Source organism: Mesorhizobium sp. M0870, assembly GCF_040319775.1.
Classification (GTDB): domain Bacteria; phylum Pseudomonadota; class Alphaproteobacteria; order Rhizobiales; family Rhizobiaceae; genus Mesorhizobium.
Window position 1 is genome coordinate 238,908 of the sequence record NZ_JAMYOI010000003.1, and the last position, 16,551, is coordinate 255,458.

Consider the following 16,551-nt stretch of genomic DNA (forward strand, 5'->3'; position numbering starts at 1 on the left):
ACATGATCGATCGACGCGAATTCATTGTCGCCTTGGGCGCAACCGGGCTGCTTACGGCTTGCCAGAGCGGGCCGCCGAAACCATCGGTGATCACCGTCAAACTGACCGGCGGGGCCGGTATGAACCCGGGACCGGGCGGCGGCGACCGGCCGGTGACGGTCCTCGTCATGCGGCTGCGCAGCACCGGCAAATTCAATTCCGCCGACTACTTTGCCTTGCAGGGGGATGCCGGTTCGGCACTCGCAGGCGACCTCATCGGATCCGACCAGATAGCCGTCGGGCCGGGAAAGACCGCGTCCAAGACCATCACGGTCGAGCCGGACGCGACGGCGCTGGGCTTCGTTGCACTGATCCGCGAGCCCGGCGGCCGGAACTGGCGGACGACCAAGTCAGTGTCGGCGGGATCACAATTTACGGTCAACGTCTCGCTTGGCAGCGGCGGCATTTCCGCCTAACGGCCAGGGCAAGGGGAGCTCGATGCAGAGAGTAGCGGCATGAGCGATGCAAACAGGGTGCTGTGGTCCGAAGGTCTGTTTCTCCGGACCCAGCATTTCCAGCAGCAGGATCGCTTTTTCGAGGCGACGGTGCGCGGCGCGTTGCAGGCCGGGCAGTTGCATACGTTCGGCTTCCAGCAGCTGACGCTGGATCAGGCATTGCTGGAGGCCGGCCAGATCTCGATCCTGTCCGCACGGGGCATCTTTCCGGACGGAACACCTTTCTCCATTCCAGACATGATGGACGCGCCGCGACCATTGCCGGTCACCCCGGACACGAGCGCCGGGCCGGTGCTGGTGGCCTTGCCTCTGGAGCCTCCGGGAGGTGTCGGCTTCGATCCGGCACACGCAGCCGCCTCGGGAGCACGCTATCACGGGCGGGTCGTTTCGGTGCGTGACGCCGTCCAGGGCGGTTCAGATCCTGAAGAAATCGAGATCGCCCGTCCGCAGGCGCTGCTGCTTGCACCCGGCAAGTCGGTCGGTGGCTACACAGCCTTGCCGATAGCCGACCTCAAGGGGGTTCGAGCCGATGGTGGCGTCTCTCTGGACGAGACCTTCCTGCCGCCGACACTGATTACCGGCGCGGTGGCCTGGTATCGGCAATTGCTTCTGGAAGTTGTCACAGGCCTCGAGCAGATCGCCGAGGCGCATGGCAAGATGGTCATGGGCGGGCCTGGGCGCAGCGTCGAAGATCTGCTGATGCTCAATCTCGCCAATGCGGCGCGTCCGCGGCTCGCCCACATGCTGGCGCAGGATGTCTTCCATCCGGCCGAGCTTTACCTGGAACTTGCCGGGCTCGCTGGTTCGATGGCGACCTACGGATCGAGCGCGCGGCGCCTGGGCGAATTACCCGCTTACGATCACATGGCGCCAGGCCCCGCCTATTCGGCGCTGGCGGATGCGCTGCGCTCGCTCATCCTCAGCCTGCGTTACATCGAGCCTAAATCGCGTGCGCTGCCTGTCATGCGGCATTCGACCAATGTCTGGAAAATCCGCATCGACAACCCGAAGCTGCTGGTGGCCAGCCGGATCGTCATCCGGGTCGGTTCGGAGCTGTCGGAGGACGCGCTGCGCAAGATATTCGTCAATCAGGCGACTGTCGGCTCGGCCGACCAGTTCGAGGGCCTGTGGAAATCGCGATTGCCCGGCATTCCGCTGAAACCGCTTCATTCCCAGCCGCGCGAGATCCCCTACGATGGCGATCGGCTGTGCCTCGAGCTGGACCAGAAAAGCGAGCATTGGGCCTCGCTGCTCGATGCTCCCGGCTTTGTCATCGGCGTTTCGGGCGTGTTGCCAAGCGAGCCGCAGGTGGACTGCTATTCGGTGAACAGGTGAGATCATGAGCCGCGATGATCCGTTCGGACTGTCGGATGATCGCGAACGCACCCGCATACGACTGACCGGCGCGCCGATGCCGCGACCGATGGCGCCGCTGTTGCCGGGGGCGGTGGTAAAGCGGTCTCGGACCCACCCGAACGCGCTTGTCAACGCATTCGCACCCTTGCTCGAGTTCGCTCCCGAGCTCGAGAGTGCGCTGCCGCCGGAGAATCCGGAAACGTTGCGCACCCGATTGCTCGAAGAACTGGTTCGGGCACGCGACATGGCAATGTCGACGGGATCCTCGATGGAGAGGGCCGACCAGGCAGCCTGGATCGTGGCGGCGTTGCTCGATGATCTGGCTCTGAACACGCCCTGGGGTGGGGCCAGCGCCTGGCCTCGGCAGCCGCTTGTGGTCATGCTGCGTGGCGATGTCGATGCCGGCACGCAGTTCTTCACGCGTCTCGACGAACTGGAACGCCATCCCAACCGCGATCGCGAATTGCTGGAACTGCAGTATGATTGCATGGCGCTCGGTTTCCGCGGCAAATATCGCGTGCCTGGGCGATCAGGCGACCGTTCGCTCAATGCCGTTCGCGTGGCGGCGGCACGCTTCCTGCGCGATGCCGACGCTGAAGGCGCGCCACTGTCGCCAAACTGGAAGGGCGTGATCGCATCCGACGAGCCGCAGCGCTTCATCGTTCCGATCTGGGTCATGGCGCTCGGTGCGGCGGTTGTTTCCACAGCGATCCATATCGGGCTCTCGATGGGACTGAGCAGCCAGGCGGTCGAGCTTTCCGCACTTGTGCGCACCTTGCCGCCGCCTGCACGCGGCGACATCAGCCGTACGTCGCCCAAGGTCGAGGCCCCGCCGCCGGAGAAAGTGGATTTTGCGCTGTTGCCGGAATTTCAGGCCGGTGCACCGGCCGACCTCAGATCCGCCCTCAGCGGCACCGAGAGCGTCTCGCTGGCCAAGCTGATCATCCAGGCCTCCAACCCCGAACTGTTCCAGTCGTCGCGGCCACAACTGACCGAAGGCTTCGAGCCTCTGATCGGTTCGATCGCCAAGGTGATCCTCGCCAATCAGGAGCTGATCGGAAACATCACGGTGATCGGTCATACGGACGGCGTTCCTCTGCAAAAGACCAATCCGCTGTCGACCAACCAGCGGCTGTCCGAGGCTCGCGCCCAGACGATTGCCGACATGCTGGTCCAGAACGGAGTGCCACGGGACCGCGTCCATTCCGAGGGCCGCGCGGCCACCGATCCAGTGGCCAGCGACAGCACGCGCCAGGGGCGAGCCTTGAACCGCCGCGCCGAGGTGCTTGTCGAAAAGAGGCTGTGAGATGTTCATCCTGCGCTTCCTCTGGGCGGTTCTGACATCGCGCTGGCTGTGGACGCTGATCGGCATCACGCTGCTTTCCCTGGTCATCTGGGTGTTCGGTCCGATCGTCAGGGTCGGTGCCTACGAACCGTTCGCCTCTGAAAATGTGCGCATCGTCATCATCGCGCTGCTGGTCATCTTCTGGCTGATCTGGCTGATCGTCGCCCAGCGCCGGGCGATCCGCGCCAACCGCCTGTTCGTCGCCGACATTGCCGCGCCCGCGGTGGAAAAGCCGCTGAGCCCCGGCGAAGAGAACGTCGCTGCCGTGGGTGCCAAGTTCGCCGAGGTGATGGCCGAACTGAAGCGCCGCAAGCTGGGCGGCCGCAAGTTTCTGCGCGACATGCCGTGGTATGTGATCGTCGGGCCGCCGGCCACCGGCAAGACCACGGCTCTGCGGCAGTCCGGACTGAATTTTCCGATCGACCTCACCGACGACCTGCAAGGGGTCGGCGGCACCCGCAACTGCGACTGGTTCTTTTCCGAAAACGCGGTTCTGATCGATACCGCCGGCCGCTATGTGCAGCAGGAGAGCCAGCCCGATGTGGACGCGGCGGAATGGCTGGGCTTCCTCGACCTTTTGAAGAAGCATCGCGGCCGCCGCGCGCTCAACGGCGTCATCGTGGCGCTTTCGATCGACGTGCTTTCGGAGGGCGACGAAGCCATCAAGGCGCACGGCCGCAAGATCCGCCGCCGGTTGGCCGAGCTCAACGACCGGCTCGAAATCCGCCTTCCGGTCTATCTGATGCTGACCAAGGCCGATCTGATCAAGGGTTTCGAAGCCTTCTTCGGCGGTCTGTCCACCGCCTCGCGCGAGCAGGTGTGGGGAACGACCTTCGCGCTGGATGCGCGCGTGGATGCCAAGACCATCGAACGCGAAATTTCGACGCTGGCGACGGAGCTGGAGCGGCGGCTGGTGCCGCGCCTGGAGGATGAGGAAAAACTCGCCGCCCGTGCAGAGATCTTCCGGTTTCCTGCCCAACTCGCAAGCCTGTCCGAACCGATCCAGGTGCTGGTCGAGGCGATGTTCGGCGAAAGCCGGTATGAAGAGGCTGCATGGCTGCGCGGCCTCTACCTGACGTCGGCGACTCAGGAAGGGGCGCCTATCGACCGACTGACCGCGGCGCTGTCGTCGTCTTTCGGTCTTCCGCCACGGCGGGTCCTGCCCGCACCAAGGGTCGAGAAACGCAGCTTCTTCCTGAAGAACCTGCTCACCGAAGTCATCTTCAAGGAAGCAGGCCTGGGTACGTTCGACCCGCTGGCGCAACGCCGCCGCGCCTGGATCTGGCGGGGCGCGGCGGCTGCCTGTGCCACAGCGGGCTTGCTGGCCAGTGCGGTGTTTGCCTGGTCCTACTACGACAACCGCAATGCGATCTCGGCCCAGGCAAGCCAGTTCGAAGCGCTGCAGACGCCGTTGACCTCGGCTGCCGCAAACCCGGCATCGGTGCAGCAGCCTGCCATCGACGGCGCGCTCGAGGCAATGGACGCGGTCTCAAATGCCCGGACAGCACCGCCGGCCGCTGTCCAGGATCTGCTAGGGCCATCGGCCTCGGCGGAACTGGTGCGGGCTCAGACCGACACCTACGATCACGCCTTGCGCAACGTGCTTGAGCCGCACATGGTGGCCCTTCTCGAGGCCACCATGTGGCGGCAGATCCGCGATCCGGATTTCATGCTCGGCGCTCTCAAGACCTATCGTATGATGACGGGTCTGTCGCAGATGGATCCCGACTACACCCAGAACTGGTGGGTCAACAGCCTTCCCGAATTCGCGGCCGCAGCACCATTTCCAACCGCCGATGCCGAAGAGCATCAGCTTGCGGCCATCCGCCGGATGACGGTCGACGAAAGCTATATCGAGCCCGACCAGGCGCTGGTTGCCGAAGCGCTGAAAACGGTATGCACGATTTCATTGCCGGCGCGTGCCTACAAGCAATTGCTGGCCGATCCGGTAGTGGCCGGGCTCAAAGAATGGATTCCGGCGAATTTCGCCGGTCCCAACGGCGCCAAGGTTTTTGCGCGTCGCTCCGGCAAGACGCTTCGCGTCGGCATTTCGGGAGCATTCACCTATGCAGGCTTCCATGACGCCGTTCTCGACCGGATCGAGGATGTGGCAGCACAAGCGGCGCTGGATCGGGCGGTCTTCGCCGGGGGCTGCTCCGAGAACTCCGAAACGTCCGTGTCGGCGCTGTCCGAGGACATCCTGAAGCTCTACTACGACGACTATATCGCACAGTGGGACAGCTTCCTGCGCGATATGAGGCTTGCGCCGTTGAGCGACCTCAATGTCGCCAGTGAGAATCTGAAGGATCTTTCCAGCGCCGATTCAGCGCTGAAACGCCTGCTCACGGCGGTCGTTCAGGAGACCGAGCTTACCCGGTCCGATGAAGCGCCGGCCGACGACAAGGCGGCGGCCAAGGGCGGCTCGAAACTGCTCGGCAAACTCGGCAAGCTCGGCAAGATCGTCAAAACGGGGGCAAAGCTGCTTCCACGCGCGGGCTCAGCTGACGAGGTGGATCTTACCGGCAACCTGGTGGCCGAACACTTCAAGCCGCTCAAAGGTGCTATTGCCGAGGTCGACGGCCAGCCGCCAGCACTCGACGCCGCGGTGGTGGCTTTGACGGCGCTGTCCAACGTTTTGCAGACGGTCACGGCCAATCCCGATCCCCAGGATGCCATCAAGAAGCAAGGCGGCCTCGCCGAACTGACGGGGGCGGTCGCAAGGCAAGCGCAAATCCTGCCCGACCCGGTCGACGACTGGCTCGGCGGTGTCGCCGGCGACACCAGCGGGTTGACGCAAAAGGCGGTCACCTCGGAGCTCAACGCCATCTGGCGCGCCGACATCCTGCCCTTCTGCCAGGCGGCGCTCAACGACCGCTATCCGTTCAGTCCCGAAAGCGCGGTGGACGTCAATGTCCGCGACTTCGCCCGCCTGTTCGGACCGGCGGGCCTGATCGACGCGTTCACCAACGACCATTTGATCAGCTATGTCGACACCGCCAGCCAGCCGTGGAAATGGCGTGCCGATTTCGGCCTCGACCCTTCGGCGCTGGCGGCTTTCGAGCAGGCCAGGCGGATACGCGACGATCTCTTTCCCGGCGGTACAGGACCGGTGATGAGCTTCACGCTGGAACCCAAGGACCTGTCTCCGAACGTCACGCGCGTAACGCTCAATCTCGATGGCCAGACCCTCGTCTACTTCAACAACGCGACGCGGCCGCAACCGATGACCTGGCCCGGCAAGGACGGCACCGGGGTCATCTCGCTCGCCTTCCAGCCCATCGATGGTTCGCCCGAAATCATGCTCAACGAGACCGGCAGCTGGGCGTGGCTGAGGATGCTGCGCAGCGGCCGATTCACTGGAACCTCGCTGTCCGATGTCTACAGCCTGCGGCTGGGCACGAAAGGCATGTACGCCGATTTCGAGCTCAAGGCCGCCAGCGTCGAAAACCCTTACAACCTGCAAATGTTCAAGAAATTCTCATGTCCGCCGCAGATATGAGCACCGGCTTCTTCGGCAAGATTCCGGCGACCGGAGATTTTGTCGCCGCGAACTTGCCGCGAGCGTTCATCGACCGCTGGGACCGGTGGATGTCGATGGAACTGCGCGAGAGGCCAGACGAGGGGGAATTGGATTCGCGTGTCTGGCGCTTCATCGTCAAGGGCGGCATTTTCGGCGACCAGCCCTGTGCCGGCGTCTGGCGCATGAGCGAGGATCGCGTCGGCCGCCGTTATCCGTTCGCCATCGTCCGGCTTGGGGCCCCGCCGGAGCCGGGCGACCCGTGGTACGATGCAGTGGCCTCGCTTCTTCAGAACTGCGTCGACAACTACTGGGCGCAGACCCGGCTGGCCGAAAGCCTTCAGATTTTGCCACCTCCGGGCGCCGCCGCCGCGACCGACAAGATCGCATTCTGGAGCGACGACTGGGAGGTCAGGGAGTTCGGCTTCGCCGACATCCACGACCTTGCTCAAAATGCCCTGCCCGCGATGCGCGGCATCGCCGGAGACGGCGGGGTCCTGAGCCATGGGTAACACGGTCTACGCCGAAAAGATGGGCTTCTTCCACCAGGCAAGCGGCGGCAAGGGCGTCGCGCCGGGCGACGTCTGCCTCAGCCCGCCGCCGCCGCCAGCGGGACCGGTGCCGGTTCCATATGTCAACATGCTTTCGGCCAGCGATCTCATCAAAGGCAGCAAGAGCGTCAAGGTGCAGGGAACACCGACGGCGCTGGAGAACTCTTCCGAAGTGGCGCTGAGTACGGGCAACGAAGCGGCCACGCCTGGACTTGGCGCCGGCGTGGTCACCCATCGCATCAAGGGTAAGGGCTCGTTCAAGCTCTGGTCGTTCACGGTCAAGGTCGAGGGCAAGGGAGTCTGCCGCCACGGCGATCCGATGGAGCAGAATACCGCGAGCCCGCTGCCGAACACGGTCGACGTGTCCGCCATGGTCGACTTCTCGGTGGTGCTGGGCAAGGACGCGATGAAGGAAGACTGCCCGCGCGACTACAAGTACTCGGAGGACTATACCCCCACGACCGAGACCCAGCGCGCTTCCGTGCAGGGGCAGACCTGCTGGCAGTGCAAGAAGGACCGCGCCAACATCCTTCGTCGGGCTTCAGGCCCAGCCAAGGACAAGGCGCTGAAGGACATTGACAAGAAAATCAAAAGGCAGACTGACGGCAAGGTCACGATGATCGCCGATCACCAGCCGCCGCAGAAGACCGCGTGGGAGATGGGAGCGTGCCACGATCCGGGCAGCTTCGCCCAGCGGATGCGCGACCTTCCGTGCCAGCCGCATTGTCATGCTCACAGCATGGAGCAGTCCCAGGATATGCGCGCACTGGATCGCCGCGAGCTTTACGATGCGATGAACAAGCACATTGGCGGCCTGGGCATATAGAGATATGAAATGATCTCGATAACGTATCAAGACATCTATGATCGTTGGACAGACGAGTTGAAGATCGTCGTGCCACCATTGCTGGAATGGTGGCATGACCTTCGTGCGCAGGAAGTCAACAGGGAGCTTGTCGACGCCCGCTGGCCGGCGGGACCAGCGAGTCACCCTCGGGTCATTGCCCTGTTTCGGAAGTACTACTTCGAAACGACGCGACTGAACGACTTGCTTTCGGGCGGCGGGCCGGAGCCCGGGAGGAGCGAGATGTGGGGCTCCGAGGCCAAGCAGTTGTCCGAAGGGAGCGAGGGGGACGGGCCGGTCCCACCCGTGACGTTGCTCCTCTCCTGGCTGGGCGACACCGAGCCCGAGCTGGCGGACTTCATGAGGCCGTTCGACTTCATTCCCATCGGGGAAGATCCGGAATTCGAGGAGTCCTGAGCGATGGCACTGCTCGTCAACCACAACATCCAGAACGGGACCTACCGGCTGCTGCGCGCGCCCGGTGACGTCCGAGGCCGCGCGGAAGGGACGGCGCCGGGGACCGGCTCGGCTGGACATCGCAGCCTGTTCGCCGCCTATCTGCTCGATTTCGTGGACGTGTTCGCTGTCGCGTCCGAGACATGGAACGCGAGTGTCGAGGAGCGCATGGAGACCGGCCTGCCGATGGGCGAGGCAATCCTCCGAACGATCGAGGCCAAGGGGCTTGCCGGCCCCGCCGGCCACCCGAGGGTGGTCTGGCTCGTGCGCAAGTACTGGCTCGCGTGCGACAAGGAAAACCGGCGTTCCGCGTCGAGTGCGGTGCCTCCCGAAGTGTTACTTCTCGAGTGGCTGATCCAGGGCGGCCATGACGACTATGCGACGCTGCTGACCGCGATGCCCTACTGGCCGATCGGCCTCGACGAACACGGCAATTGGTGCTGAGCGATGGCGTTCGCGGTCGGGATCGAGAATCGCACGCCGTTCGCCACCGCAACACATGTGCAACTCGACGCCGACGGCCAGGAAGTCCTGGTCGTCATGTTCTCGGCAAGCTTCGATGCGCTCGACGGCGCACCGGCACTGGACGTCTGCGAAGACCAGATGCCGGTCGCGCTCTGGGATATCCCGTTCGGCGATCCAGCCAATTCCTCCAATCGCTACGAAGCCGATATTGCGCCGCATAAGCCGGCCGCCGAAATCCTTGTCAACGGTTCGGCGCACGCGCCGAACCGCCGTCCGGTGGCGGAGATGCAGGTCGGTTTCCGCGTCGGTGGCTTGCAAAAGGTGCTCAACGTTGTCGGAGACCGCATCTACGATGCCGGCGGCTACAGTGCGCCGGCCCTGTTCCGAACCATGCCGATCGTTTACGAGCGCGCCTATGGTGGGACGCTGCCAGATGGCCGGCTTGACCGACGCAACCCGGTCGGCGTCGGCTATCACCATGCCTCGTCCGCCGATCCGGCAGTGCGAACACAAGCCCCGAATGTCACCTACCCCGCCGAACCTTATCTCAGTCCCTCCGATCGGCCCAGACCGGCCAGCTTCGGCCCGCTCGGGCGGGGTTGGATGCCGAGACTGCCGCTCGCGGGCACCTACGACCAAGCCTGGATCGACACGCAGTGGCCACTGCCTCCCGGGGATTTCGATCCGCGCTACAATCTGTGCGCCCCGGCGGACCAGCACCTGCCGGCAATCCATGGCGGTGAGACTGTCACGATCATCGGCATGACACCGAACGGCCGCTGGGACTTCCGCCTGCCGCGCATCGTTGCGCCTGTGCGGCTGATCTATGACGACCGGGTCGAGGAACGTCCGTTTGCCGCGGACACGGTGATTGTCGAGCCGGATCTGTGGCGCGTCACACTGAAAGCGCGCTTTTCACACGTGACAAAACGGAACACGCCGGCGCTGCGGGAAATCGTCTTCGGCCATGTCACGCCCGCCTTTCTCGTGGCCCGGCGCAAGCGCAAGAGCTATCTCAGCCCGCGTGGCGGCGACGGCACAGTCGACCGCGCCGTGTGGCAGCCATGAAGCGGCCGCTCTACGTCGCCGGCGGCGGCGCCGTCACGCCCGCCGGGCTGAACGCGCGGCAAACGATCGCAGCCATTCGGGCGAGCCTTTCGGCCTTCGAGGAAATCACGCTCGCCGAACCGTTCGGAGTGCCACAGGTAGTCGCGCGCATACCCACTCACCGGCATCTGCGCCGCAACGAAGGCGAATGGCTGGTCAACATGGCCGCCCGCGCTATCAACGAAGCGCTCGGCGCGGGCGAGCCGGGGGTCGCGGCGGCCACCGCGCTGCTCATCACGACGCCGGAGAGCTTTCGCAACCATCCGGCTTTCGTTGATATTCCGGCGCGCGATTTCCTGGCCGCGGTTGTCGACGCAACAGGCCTGAGATTCCACCACGCCTCGTGCGTCATCGACGGCGGCGCGGCGGCAAGTGTGGGACTGATAGAACGGGCGCTTGCACTGATGGAGGATCAAGGCGCCGCACAAGTGCTGCTCGGTGGCGTCGACAGCCTCGTCAACCACACCGACCTCGGCCGGCTCAGCCGGACCGGACGTTTACAGGGCGCGGACAACGCCCAAGGACTGGTTCCTGGCGAGGCGGCCGTCTTCGTGCGGCTGCTGCGGGAACCTGGCCGCGAGCCTGTCGTGGCCGCTATCCATGGCATCGGCATGGCCCAGGAGACGGACAGCATCCTTTCCGAGCGCTACAGCCAGGGCCGCGCCATGCTCGGCGCGCTGCGCGACGCCGTTTCGGGATCGGGACCATCGGAACCCGACATCGACTTCGTCGTCTCGAACGGCAATGGCGAGCGCTATCATGGCTGGGAGATGCTGATTGCCCGACCGCGCTTCTATCGCACGCACCGCACCCTGATGGCGACGGCCTATCCGGCGATGACGGTCGGCGACACCGGCGCGGCCAGCGGCGCGCTGGCGCTGATGCTGGCCGCCGACAGTCTTGTCCAGAATTATGCGCCGGGATCGATTGCCATGTGCGAAGTCGCATCCGAGAACGGATTGCGCGCCGCCGCCGTCGTGGCGCGGGCGAACCGCCGATAGATTACATCCAGGCCGGGAACCGGCGCGTCCTGCGCCAATCGGTCAGCGGCGTATCGGTTGCCGCGATGGCCGCGCGCAACGCGTCGAGCCGCAACCGGCGCATCGAATGGAAAGGCGTGCGGCCGCGCCCGCCCCGTCCCTCGTCCCACCAAGCAGCAACGCGATCGGCGACAGGCAACGGGCTGTGGTTCAGAGATTCAAACGCCTTCCCCAAATCGGCCGGGTCTATCGTGAACAGGTCGGTGTCGTTGAAATCCACCTCGAACAGATCGCGCATCGCCAGCCCGGCGGCAAAGACAAGTTCCGGTTCGCGCATCTTCTCGATCAGCCAGGGCATCACCGACGGATCGCCAAACAGGCCGATCGACGCCGTTGCCGCCACGCGTAGCAGGGGCTGGCCGAGGCGCGTCTGCAACCAACCTTTCGCGGCCTTGGGCGGCGTTGTCAGCAGGCGTATCTCGATCGCCGCCTCCGCTTGGTCCGTCTCCGTCAGCACGATCTTGTCGATCACTGGGTGCGCGGACCGCGCCTCACCAAGCAGGCAAGCGGCGAAGGCGGCCGCAAGACGTTCTCTCGCCGTCTCGCCATCAAGGCCAGCCAGGACTGCCGGAAGCAGGTCGCGCCGCCCGAGCCCACCGGCGAGCCGAACGGCGCGCCGGCGGACGTTCGCGTCGGAATGGCTGGCCAGATCATGCAGGCGCGGTCCCGGATCGACGCGGTGATGCCAGAGCGCAGACAGCCCAAGGCAGCGTAGTCGCGCATCGCTTGTGTCCAGCCATTGCGCCACGAAGGGACGCAGGTTATCGCGCGGCGTGCGCGCGATCGCAGCGGACAAGCTTGAAAAGCCGGCTTCACCCACGCTTACGCCGGCGTCGATTGCGGAGGTTACCAGTTTGGCATCGCTCCAACGCATTGCCAGAGTGCCGAGCACGAAAAGTTCGCCTGGTTCGGCGTAGTCAGCAAAGCGCGCTTGAGCAGCTTCCCAACCGGCCTTGCCGGCTGCCATGAGCCCTTCAAGATTGGCTTCGAGACGCTGGTCTATGCGACCGATATCGGTTTCGTCGAGGATTGGACCGTCGATCTCCCGACGACGGCGCAGCCACAGGAAAGCCGCGTCCTCGGCATGCTGATCCACGATGGCGGCGATGGTCGCGACGCGGTGCATAGGCAACGCCTCAATTGAGATGCACGGCCCCACCGCGAATACGGTTGGTCCCGCTGGCCTGGCTCGTCAACTGGCTGCCGCGAATGGTCACGCGGCCATTCTTTTCCAGAATGATCGACGCCAGGCCGCAGCGCAGTTCTATGCGCTCGTCTCCGGTGATGACGACACGGTCGCCTTCGCGAGCGACTTTCAGCTCCCTGTTCTTGTGCGCCGGATCGACGATGCGTCCAACGACCAACGGCCGCGTTGGATCACCCTCCTCGAACAGAAGGGCCAGTTCTGAACCGATCGCCGAAATGTCCAGTTCAGTCAGGCTGCGCGCCGCAATCGCCGTCTCGCGCGGATTGCCAACGAAGACAACAAGCGGTGCCCCGCCCTCGAAACCGATCAGCAGGCCGATCACGACGCCGTCGATACGATCCAGCACTTCCATGATGACGCCCTCAGTTGTTGTTGATGGTGCTTCCCTTGACGATCACGTCGCCGTCGGCCTTGACGGTAATCTTGCCGCTGCCCTTGAGCGTTATGTCCTTGCCGTCGGCAACAATGGTGCCGTCCTTTTTCATCGTGATCGACGCCGAGCCGCATTTGAGTGTGATCGAGTCACCCGCCTCGATCACCAGGTTCTTGCCGACCTTGATCGAGCTGTCGTCCGCAATCTGGATTCCGCTGCCCTTGCCGACCTTGAGCGCGTGCCCGCCTCCGACATCGGTTGCGTCGTCAGCGCCGATTTTTGCCGACCTGCCTTTGCCGATTTGCGACGACTGCGCGCCGCCGATGGCGAAACTCTGGTCCGCGCCGATTTTCACGCTCTGCGCGGCCGCGATTGTCCAATTGTCCGCCGCTCCGATGGTGTGAGTCTGTCCGGCCCCCACTGTCATCGAGCGCGATGCGCCGATCTGATTCGTCTGGACGGCGCCAACGCTTCGGGTTTCCGCTGCGCCCACTGAATCCACTCGCGCCGCGCCCACGGTGATCGTCTGGATCAACCCGACGGTCTGCGTGTGATTGGACCCGATCGTCTCCGTCGAGTTCGCGCCGATGCCGATCGTCTCGTTCGAGCCAACCGTAAGCGAGCGGTTGACGCCCACCGTCTCGGTATCGTTCTTGCCGATGTCGGTTGTCTGGTCGACGCCGACCTTGACTGTCTTGTTGTTGCCGACGTCCTCGTCGAGGTTGTGGCCGACGGAATGCTTGGCGTCGTGGTCGATGCGGTCCGACTGATCGTGCTGCACCAGCTTGGTACGGTCATGCTTGATCAGAAGGTTGTGGTCCTTCTGCGCCTGGAAATTGACCAGTTCGGAGCCGGCCTTGTCCTCGAACATCAGCTCGTTGTAGCCGCCGCCGCCGAGCGAGGAGTCCGACTTCCAGCCGGATTGCGTGGCACTCGCCGGCAGCCCGTAGGGCGGCATCTGCGAGGCATTGTAGACCCGGCCGGTGATGATCGGCAGGTCAGGGTCGCCTTCGATAAAGTCGACGATCACCTCCTGGCCGATGCGCGGTATCTGGATGAAGCCCCAGCCGCTGCCGGCCCAGGTCTGTGAGACCCGCACGAAACAGGAGCTGTTCTCGTCCTTCTTGCCCAGGCGATCCCAGTGGAACTGCACCTTCACCCTGGCGTATTTGTCGGTGAATATTTCCTGGCCTGACGGACCGACCACGGTCGCCGTCTGCGGCCCACGCATGATCGGTCGGGGCGTGATCCGTGGCGGACGATAGGGCAAGGCGGTCGGCGCCACGCCCAGGATCACCTTGAAGTTCTCGCTGTCGACGTCGGCATGGCTTCTGTATCCCGGATCGAACAGCCTGTATTCGGCGCTGACCACCAGATACTCCTGGTTCTGGTCCTCGCGCGGAAAGCCATCGAGCTTGAACGTACAGCCCGAAAACAGGCCGCGCACGGTGCCGACCGCGGCGATACGCTGGTGGACGGCCTGGATCTCCTCGCGTCGGATCGCGGCCAGGTTGTCGCCCCGGCCGACTTCGAGATGCGCGCCGGGCTGGCGGTAGTTTTCGCCGGCGGCCAGCTTGTGACTGAACGGCTGGGCCGACTTGGCCATAAGGTCGGCGCCCGGCTTCTTGAAATCATAGTCGGTGTGGGCATAGGCGCCCGGACGCACCGAACTGCCCGGTATCCATTCGGTGATGTATTCGACATCGCGCCGGGAGCCCTGCCCTTCAAAATGATAAGGTACTTTCTCGTAGCCCGGCGCCGGCTTCAGCTTGCTCATCGCATCGGTCAGGACAAGCGTGTGTTTGCCCTCGTCATGCTCGAAAAAATACAGGATGCCTTCATGCTCGAGCAGCCGCTGGACGAAATCCAGATCGGTCTCGTCATATTGTACGCAGTATTCGCGCGGAGGGTAGGAACCCTGCAGACGCAGATCGAACTCCGCCGTGCTGTATTTCTTGAAGACGTCCTTGACGATGTCGACGACGCTCTTGTTCTGGAAAATACGGCAATCGGTGGTGTTGCCGAGGAACCAGAGCCACGGCCTGACGACCGCTTCGTAGTAGGCCAGCCGGTCTTCTATGCGGGTCAGGCGAAACTCGGACACAAGACCGCTGAACCAACGTTTCGGATCGGATTCGCCTTCCACCGAAACGACACCCCCCAGCATCTTCAGCGGATCGATATCGGGGCTGGGGCTGACGAACCCTACCGTATAGGCCAAACAACGGCTGATCTCATCGCGACCGACAAGATGCGTGAAGGTCAACAGCTCGGCGCCAACCGGTGTTTGCACAACCGTGGCACGTTCGTTCGGCATGGGTCGTGCCCCTCCTGGACGCGGCCGCCGGCAGTGGGTTTGAAGTTCCCGCATCCAGGAACTTTTTGGCCCGCCGCACCAGGCTATGTTGAGCCTACCACATGTTGTCCGGCCGACCAAAGAGATGCACAGCGGAAAAACCTTACCCTGCCGATGCATTGGCTCGAAACGCCGCTGTCCTGCTGGATGTGCAAACTGCTAGAATGTGGAGTATCGATCAGCGTTCGACGGCGATCCTCGATGTATATCAGTCTGCAAATCAACAATGTCGACGCCTTGCCTGCGGGCATCTCGACCAGTTACGCGGCGCGTGATCGCGGCTTCGAAATCGGACGCGAGGCTTGTGATTGGACCTTGCCGGACCCCGACAAGTTCATCTCCGGCCGGCATTGCGAGGTTCGCTACGAGGCAGGCGCTTTCTGGCTGCACGATGTCTCGCGCAACGGAACCTACATCAACGGATCGAGCCAGCGCATGACCGGCCCGCATCGGCTGAGCCATGGCGACCGGGTGCTGATCGGCCGCCATGTCATCTTCGTATCGATCGACGACGAGCCCGCCACGACAGGCCATATCAGTTCGACACAACGAGAAATGCCGGCCGCGACAGGCCGGCCGCTCGAATTCGCCGCCGAGCCGTTCTTCACTCCTTCGGAGCAACATTCCGGGCAGCGGGTTCCGGCTCCGGCGTTCTCGTCGCAACCGCCTCTCCCCTCGACCAGAGACGAAGTGCTGCGGGAAATCGCGATCGCGGCCGGCATCTCGCCGGAATTGCTTCAATCGCGCGATCCGCATGAAGTTGCCGCCGAAATCGGCACGGTCCTGCGGACTGTGGTCGAGGAACTGACCATGCTTTTGAAAGCGCGCACGGCCGCGAAAATACTGGCCAAGAGCACACAACGGACGATGATCAGCGCCGCCGACAACAACCCCCTGAAGTTCGGCCCGGGAACCGACGACATCCTCGAAATCATGTTCGCCCGCCGCAGGGCCGGCTATCTGGATGCCAGGCGCAGCATCAAAGATGCATTCCGCGATCTCAAGACGCACGAATTCGCCACCTATGCCGCCATGCAAGCTGCGCTGTCGCGGCTGCTCGACGATCTGTCGCCCGAGGCGATCGGAAAGAAACTCCCCCCGACATCGTTCTCGTCTAAGAAAAGCCAGGCCTGGGACGCTTTTGTCGCGACCTGGCGAACCATGGAGGAAGCCCACGAGAACGGCATGCTGGACATATTCCTGGCCTATTTCAGCGAGGCCTATGCCAAGGCCGACAAGCAGAAATAGACAGGCCCAAAGGGGGATGCGAGGCTGAAGTCGACGAAGAAAACCTCTTTGGTGCGCGGCATCCGGTTCCAATCGAGAGTTTGTGAGATTACGATCGCATACGACAATTCGCTAAGCGGCTAAGGCTGATCGACCTGGGGGTCTGCGGCAAATGTCATCTTTCGGCGGGATAGTAAGATATAGCCTACCTTC

At 63.7% G+C, this 16,551-nt stretch carries 14 protein-coding genes; 11 read left to right on the plus strand and 3 right to left on the minus strand.

The window, feature by feature from the left end; translation table 11 throughout:
- Positions 1–2 precede the first annotated feature (2 nt).
- The 10 genes from tssJ to NKH97_RS06075 are packed head-to-tail and all read left to right on the plus strand — an operon-like array spanning position 3 to position 11,136.
- A complete protein-coding gene (gene tssJ, locus NKH97_RS06030) occupies positions 3–455 on the plus strand; it encodes a type VI secretion system lipoprotein TssJ (RefSeq protein WP_023809147.1) in 453 nt (150 codons plus the stop codon).
- A gap of 39 nt (positions 456–494) precedes the next feature.
- On the plus strand, positions 495–1,829 hold the full coding sequence (gene tssK, locus NKH97_RS06035) for a type VI secretion system baseplate subunit TssK (RefSeq protein WP_023809148.1): 1,335 nt from the start codon (positions 495–497) through the stop codon (positions 1,827–1,829).
- Between the two features lie 4 nt (positions 1,830–1,833).
- Positions 1,834–3,156: a type IVB secretion system protein IcmH/DotU gene (gene icmH, locus NKH97_RS06040; protein WP_023809149.1), complete on the plus strand. Its 1,323-nt coding sequence runs from the start codon at positions 1,834–1,836 to the stop codon at positions 3,154–3,156.
- A gap of 1 nt (position 3,157) precedes the next feature.
- Positions 3,158–6,694, plus strand: coding sequence for a type VI secretion system membrane subunit TssM (tssM, locus tag NKH97_RS06045; RefSeq protein ID WP_352440780.1), 3,537 nt, complete (start codon positions 3,158–3,160; stop codon positions 6,692–6,694).
- Entirely contained in the window at positions 6,676–7,224 is a 549-nt protein-coding gene (tagF, locus tag NKH97_RS06050; protein WP_023809151.1) for a type VI secretion system-associated protein TagF, read from the plus strand. The genes tssM and tagF overlap by 19 nt, the downstream gene beginning before the upstream one ends.
- Positions 7,217–8,089, plus strand: a complete 873-nt coding sequence (locus NKH97_RS06055) for a DUF4150 domain-containing protein (RefSeq protein WP_023809152.1) — start codon at positions 7,217–7,219, stop codon at positions 8,087–8,089. The genes tagF and NKH97_RS06055 overlap by 8 nt, the downstream gene beginning before the upstream one ends.
- 9 nt (positions 8,090–8,098) lie before the next feature.
- The gene (locus tag NKH97_RS06060; RefSeq protein WP_023809153.1) at positions 8,099–8,524 is read left to right on the plus strand and encodes a hypothetical protein; all 426 of its coding nucleotides are present in this window, start codon (positions 8,099–8,101) and stop codon (positions 8,522–8,524) included.
- Between the two features lie 3 nt (positions 8,525–8,527).
- On the plus strand, positions 8,528–9,007 hold the full coding sequence (locus tag NKH97_RS06065) for a hypothetical protein (protein WP_023809154.1): 480 nt from the start codon (positions 8,528–8,530) through the stop codon (positions 9,005–9,007).
- Positions 9,008–9,010: 3 nt separating this feature from the next.
- A complete protein-coding gene (locus NKH97_RS06070; RefSeq protein ID WP_050592625.1) occupies positions 9,011–10,096 on the plus strand; it encodes a DUF2169 family type VI secretion system accessory protein in 1,086 nt (361 codons plus the stop codon).
- Positions 10,093–11,136, plus strand: a complete 1,044-nt coding sequence (locus NKH97_RS06075; protein WP_023809156.1) for a hypothetical protein — start codon at positions 10,093–10,095, stop codon at positions 11,134–11,136. The genes NKH97_RS06070 and NKH97_RS06075 overlap by 4 nt, the downstream gene beginning before the upstream one ends.
- 1 nt (position 11,137) lies before the next feature.
- Here NKH97_RS06075 and NKH97_RS06080 read toward each other — a convergent pair whose 3' ends face one another.
- The 3 genes from NKH97_RS06080 to NKH97_RS06090 are packed head-to-tail and all read right to left on the minus strand — an operon-like array spanning position 11,138 to position 15,072.
- Positions 11,138–12,301 carry a hypothetical protein gene (locus tag NKH97_RS06080; RefSeq protein WP_023809157.1) on the minus strand — a complete coding sequence of 388 codons (1,164 nt, stop codon included), beginning with the start codon at positions 12,299–12,301 and terminating at the stop codon, positions 11,138–11,140.
- A gap of 10 nt (positions 12,302–12,311) precedes the next feature.
- Complete coding sequence (locus tag NKH97_RS06085) at positions 12,312–12,734, minus strand: DUF6484 domain-containing protein (protein WP_378978123.1); 423 nt, start codon at positions 12,732–12,734, stop codon at positions 12,312–12,314.
- Positions 12,735–12,744: 10 nt separating this feature from the next.
- Complete coding sequence (locus NKH97_RS06090; RefSeq protein ID WP_023809159.1) at positions 12,745–15,072, minus strand: type VI secretion system Vgr family protein; 2,328 nt, start codon at positions 15,070–15,072, stop codon at positions 12,745–12,747.
- A gap of 240 nt (positions 15,073–15,312) precedes the next feature.
- Between NKH97_RS06090 and tagH the strand changes: the two genes are divergently transcribed.
- Complete coding sequence (gene tagH / locus NKH97_RS06095; RefSeq protein WP_352609940.1) at positions 15,313–16,359, plus strand: type VI secretion system-associated FHA domain protein TagH; 1,047 nt, start codon at positions 15,313–15,315, stop codon at positions 16,357–16,359.
- The last annotated feature ends 192 nt before the right edge of the window (positions 16,360–16,551 follow it).

Coding starts and splice junctions, on each gene's coding strand:
- NKH97_RS06070 (WP_050592625.1), top strand. CDS start 9,011: ATGGCGTTCGCGGTCGGGATCGAGAATCGCACGCCGTTCGCCACCGCA.
- tssM (WP_352440780.1), top strand. CDS start 3,158: ATGTTCATCCTGCGCTTCCTCTGGGCGGTTCTGACATCGCGCTGGCTG.
- icmH (WP_023809149.1), top strand. CDS start 1,834: ATGAGCCGCGATGATCCGTTCGGACTGTCGGATGATCGCGAACGCACC.
- NKH97_RS06085 (WP_378978123.1), bottom strand. CDS start 12,734: ATGGAAGTGCTGGATCGTATCGACGGCGTCGTGATCGGCCTGCTGATC.
- NKH97_RS06090 (WP_023809159.1), bottom strand. CDS start 15,072: ATGCCGAACGAACGTGCCACGGTTGTGCAAACACCGGTTGGCGCCGAG.
- tssK (WP_023809148.1), top strand. CDS start 495: ATGAGCGATGCAAACAGGGTGCTGTGGTCCGAAGGTCTGTTTCTCCGG.
- NKH97_RS06075 (WP_023809156.1), top strand. CDS start 10,093: ATGAAGCGGCCGCTCTACGTCGCCGGCGGCGGCGCCGTCACGCCCGCC.
- NKH97_RS06080 (WP_023809157.1), bottom strand. CDS start 12,301: ATGCACCGCGTCGCGACCATCGCCGCCATCGTGGATCAGCATGCCGAG.
- NKH97_RS06060 (WP_023809153.1), top strand. CDS start 8,099: ATGATCTCGATAACGTATCAAGACATCTATGATCGTTGGACAGACGAG.
- NKH97_RS06065 (WP_023809154.1), top strand. CDS start 8,528: ATGGCACTGCTCGTCAACCACAACATCCAGAACGGGACCTACCGGCTG.
- NKH97_RS06055 (WP_023809152.1), top strand. CDS start 7,217: ATGGGTAACACGGTCTACGCCGAAAAGATGGGCTTCTTCCACCAGGCA.
- tssJ (WP_023809147.1), top strand. CDS start 3: ATGATCGATCGACGCGAATTCATTGTCGCCTTGGGCGCAACCGGGCTG.
- tagF (WP_023809151.1), top strand. CDS start 6,676: ATGTCCGCCGCAGATATGAGCACCGGCTTCTTCGGCAAGATTCCGGCG.
- tagH (WP_352609940.1), top strand. CDS start 15,313: ATGTATATCAGTCTGCAAATCAACAATGTCGACGCCTTGCCTGCGGGC.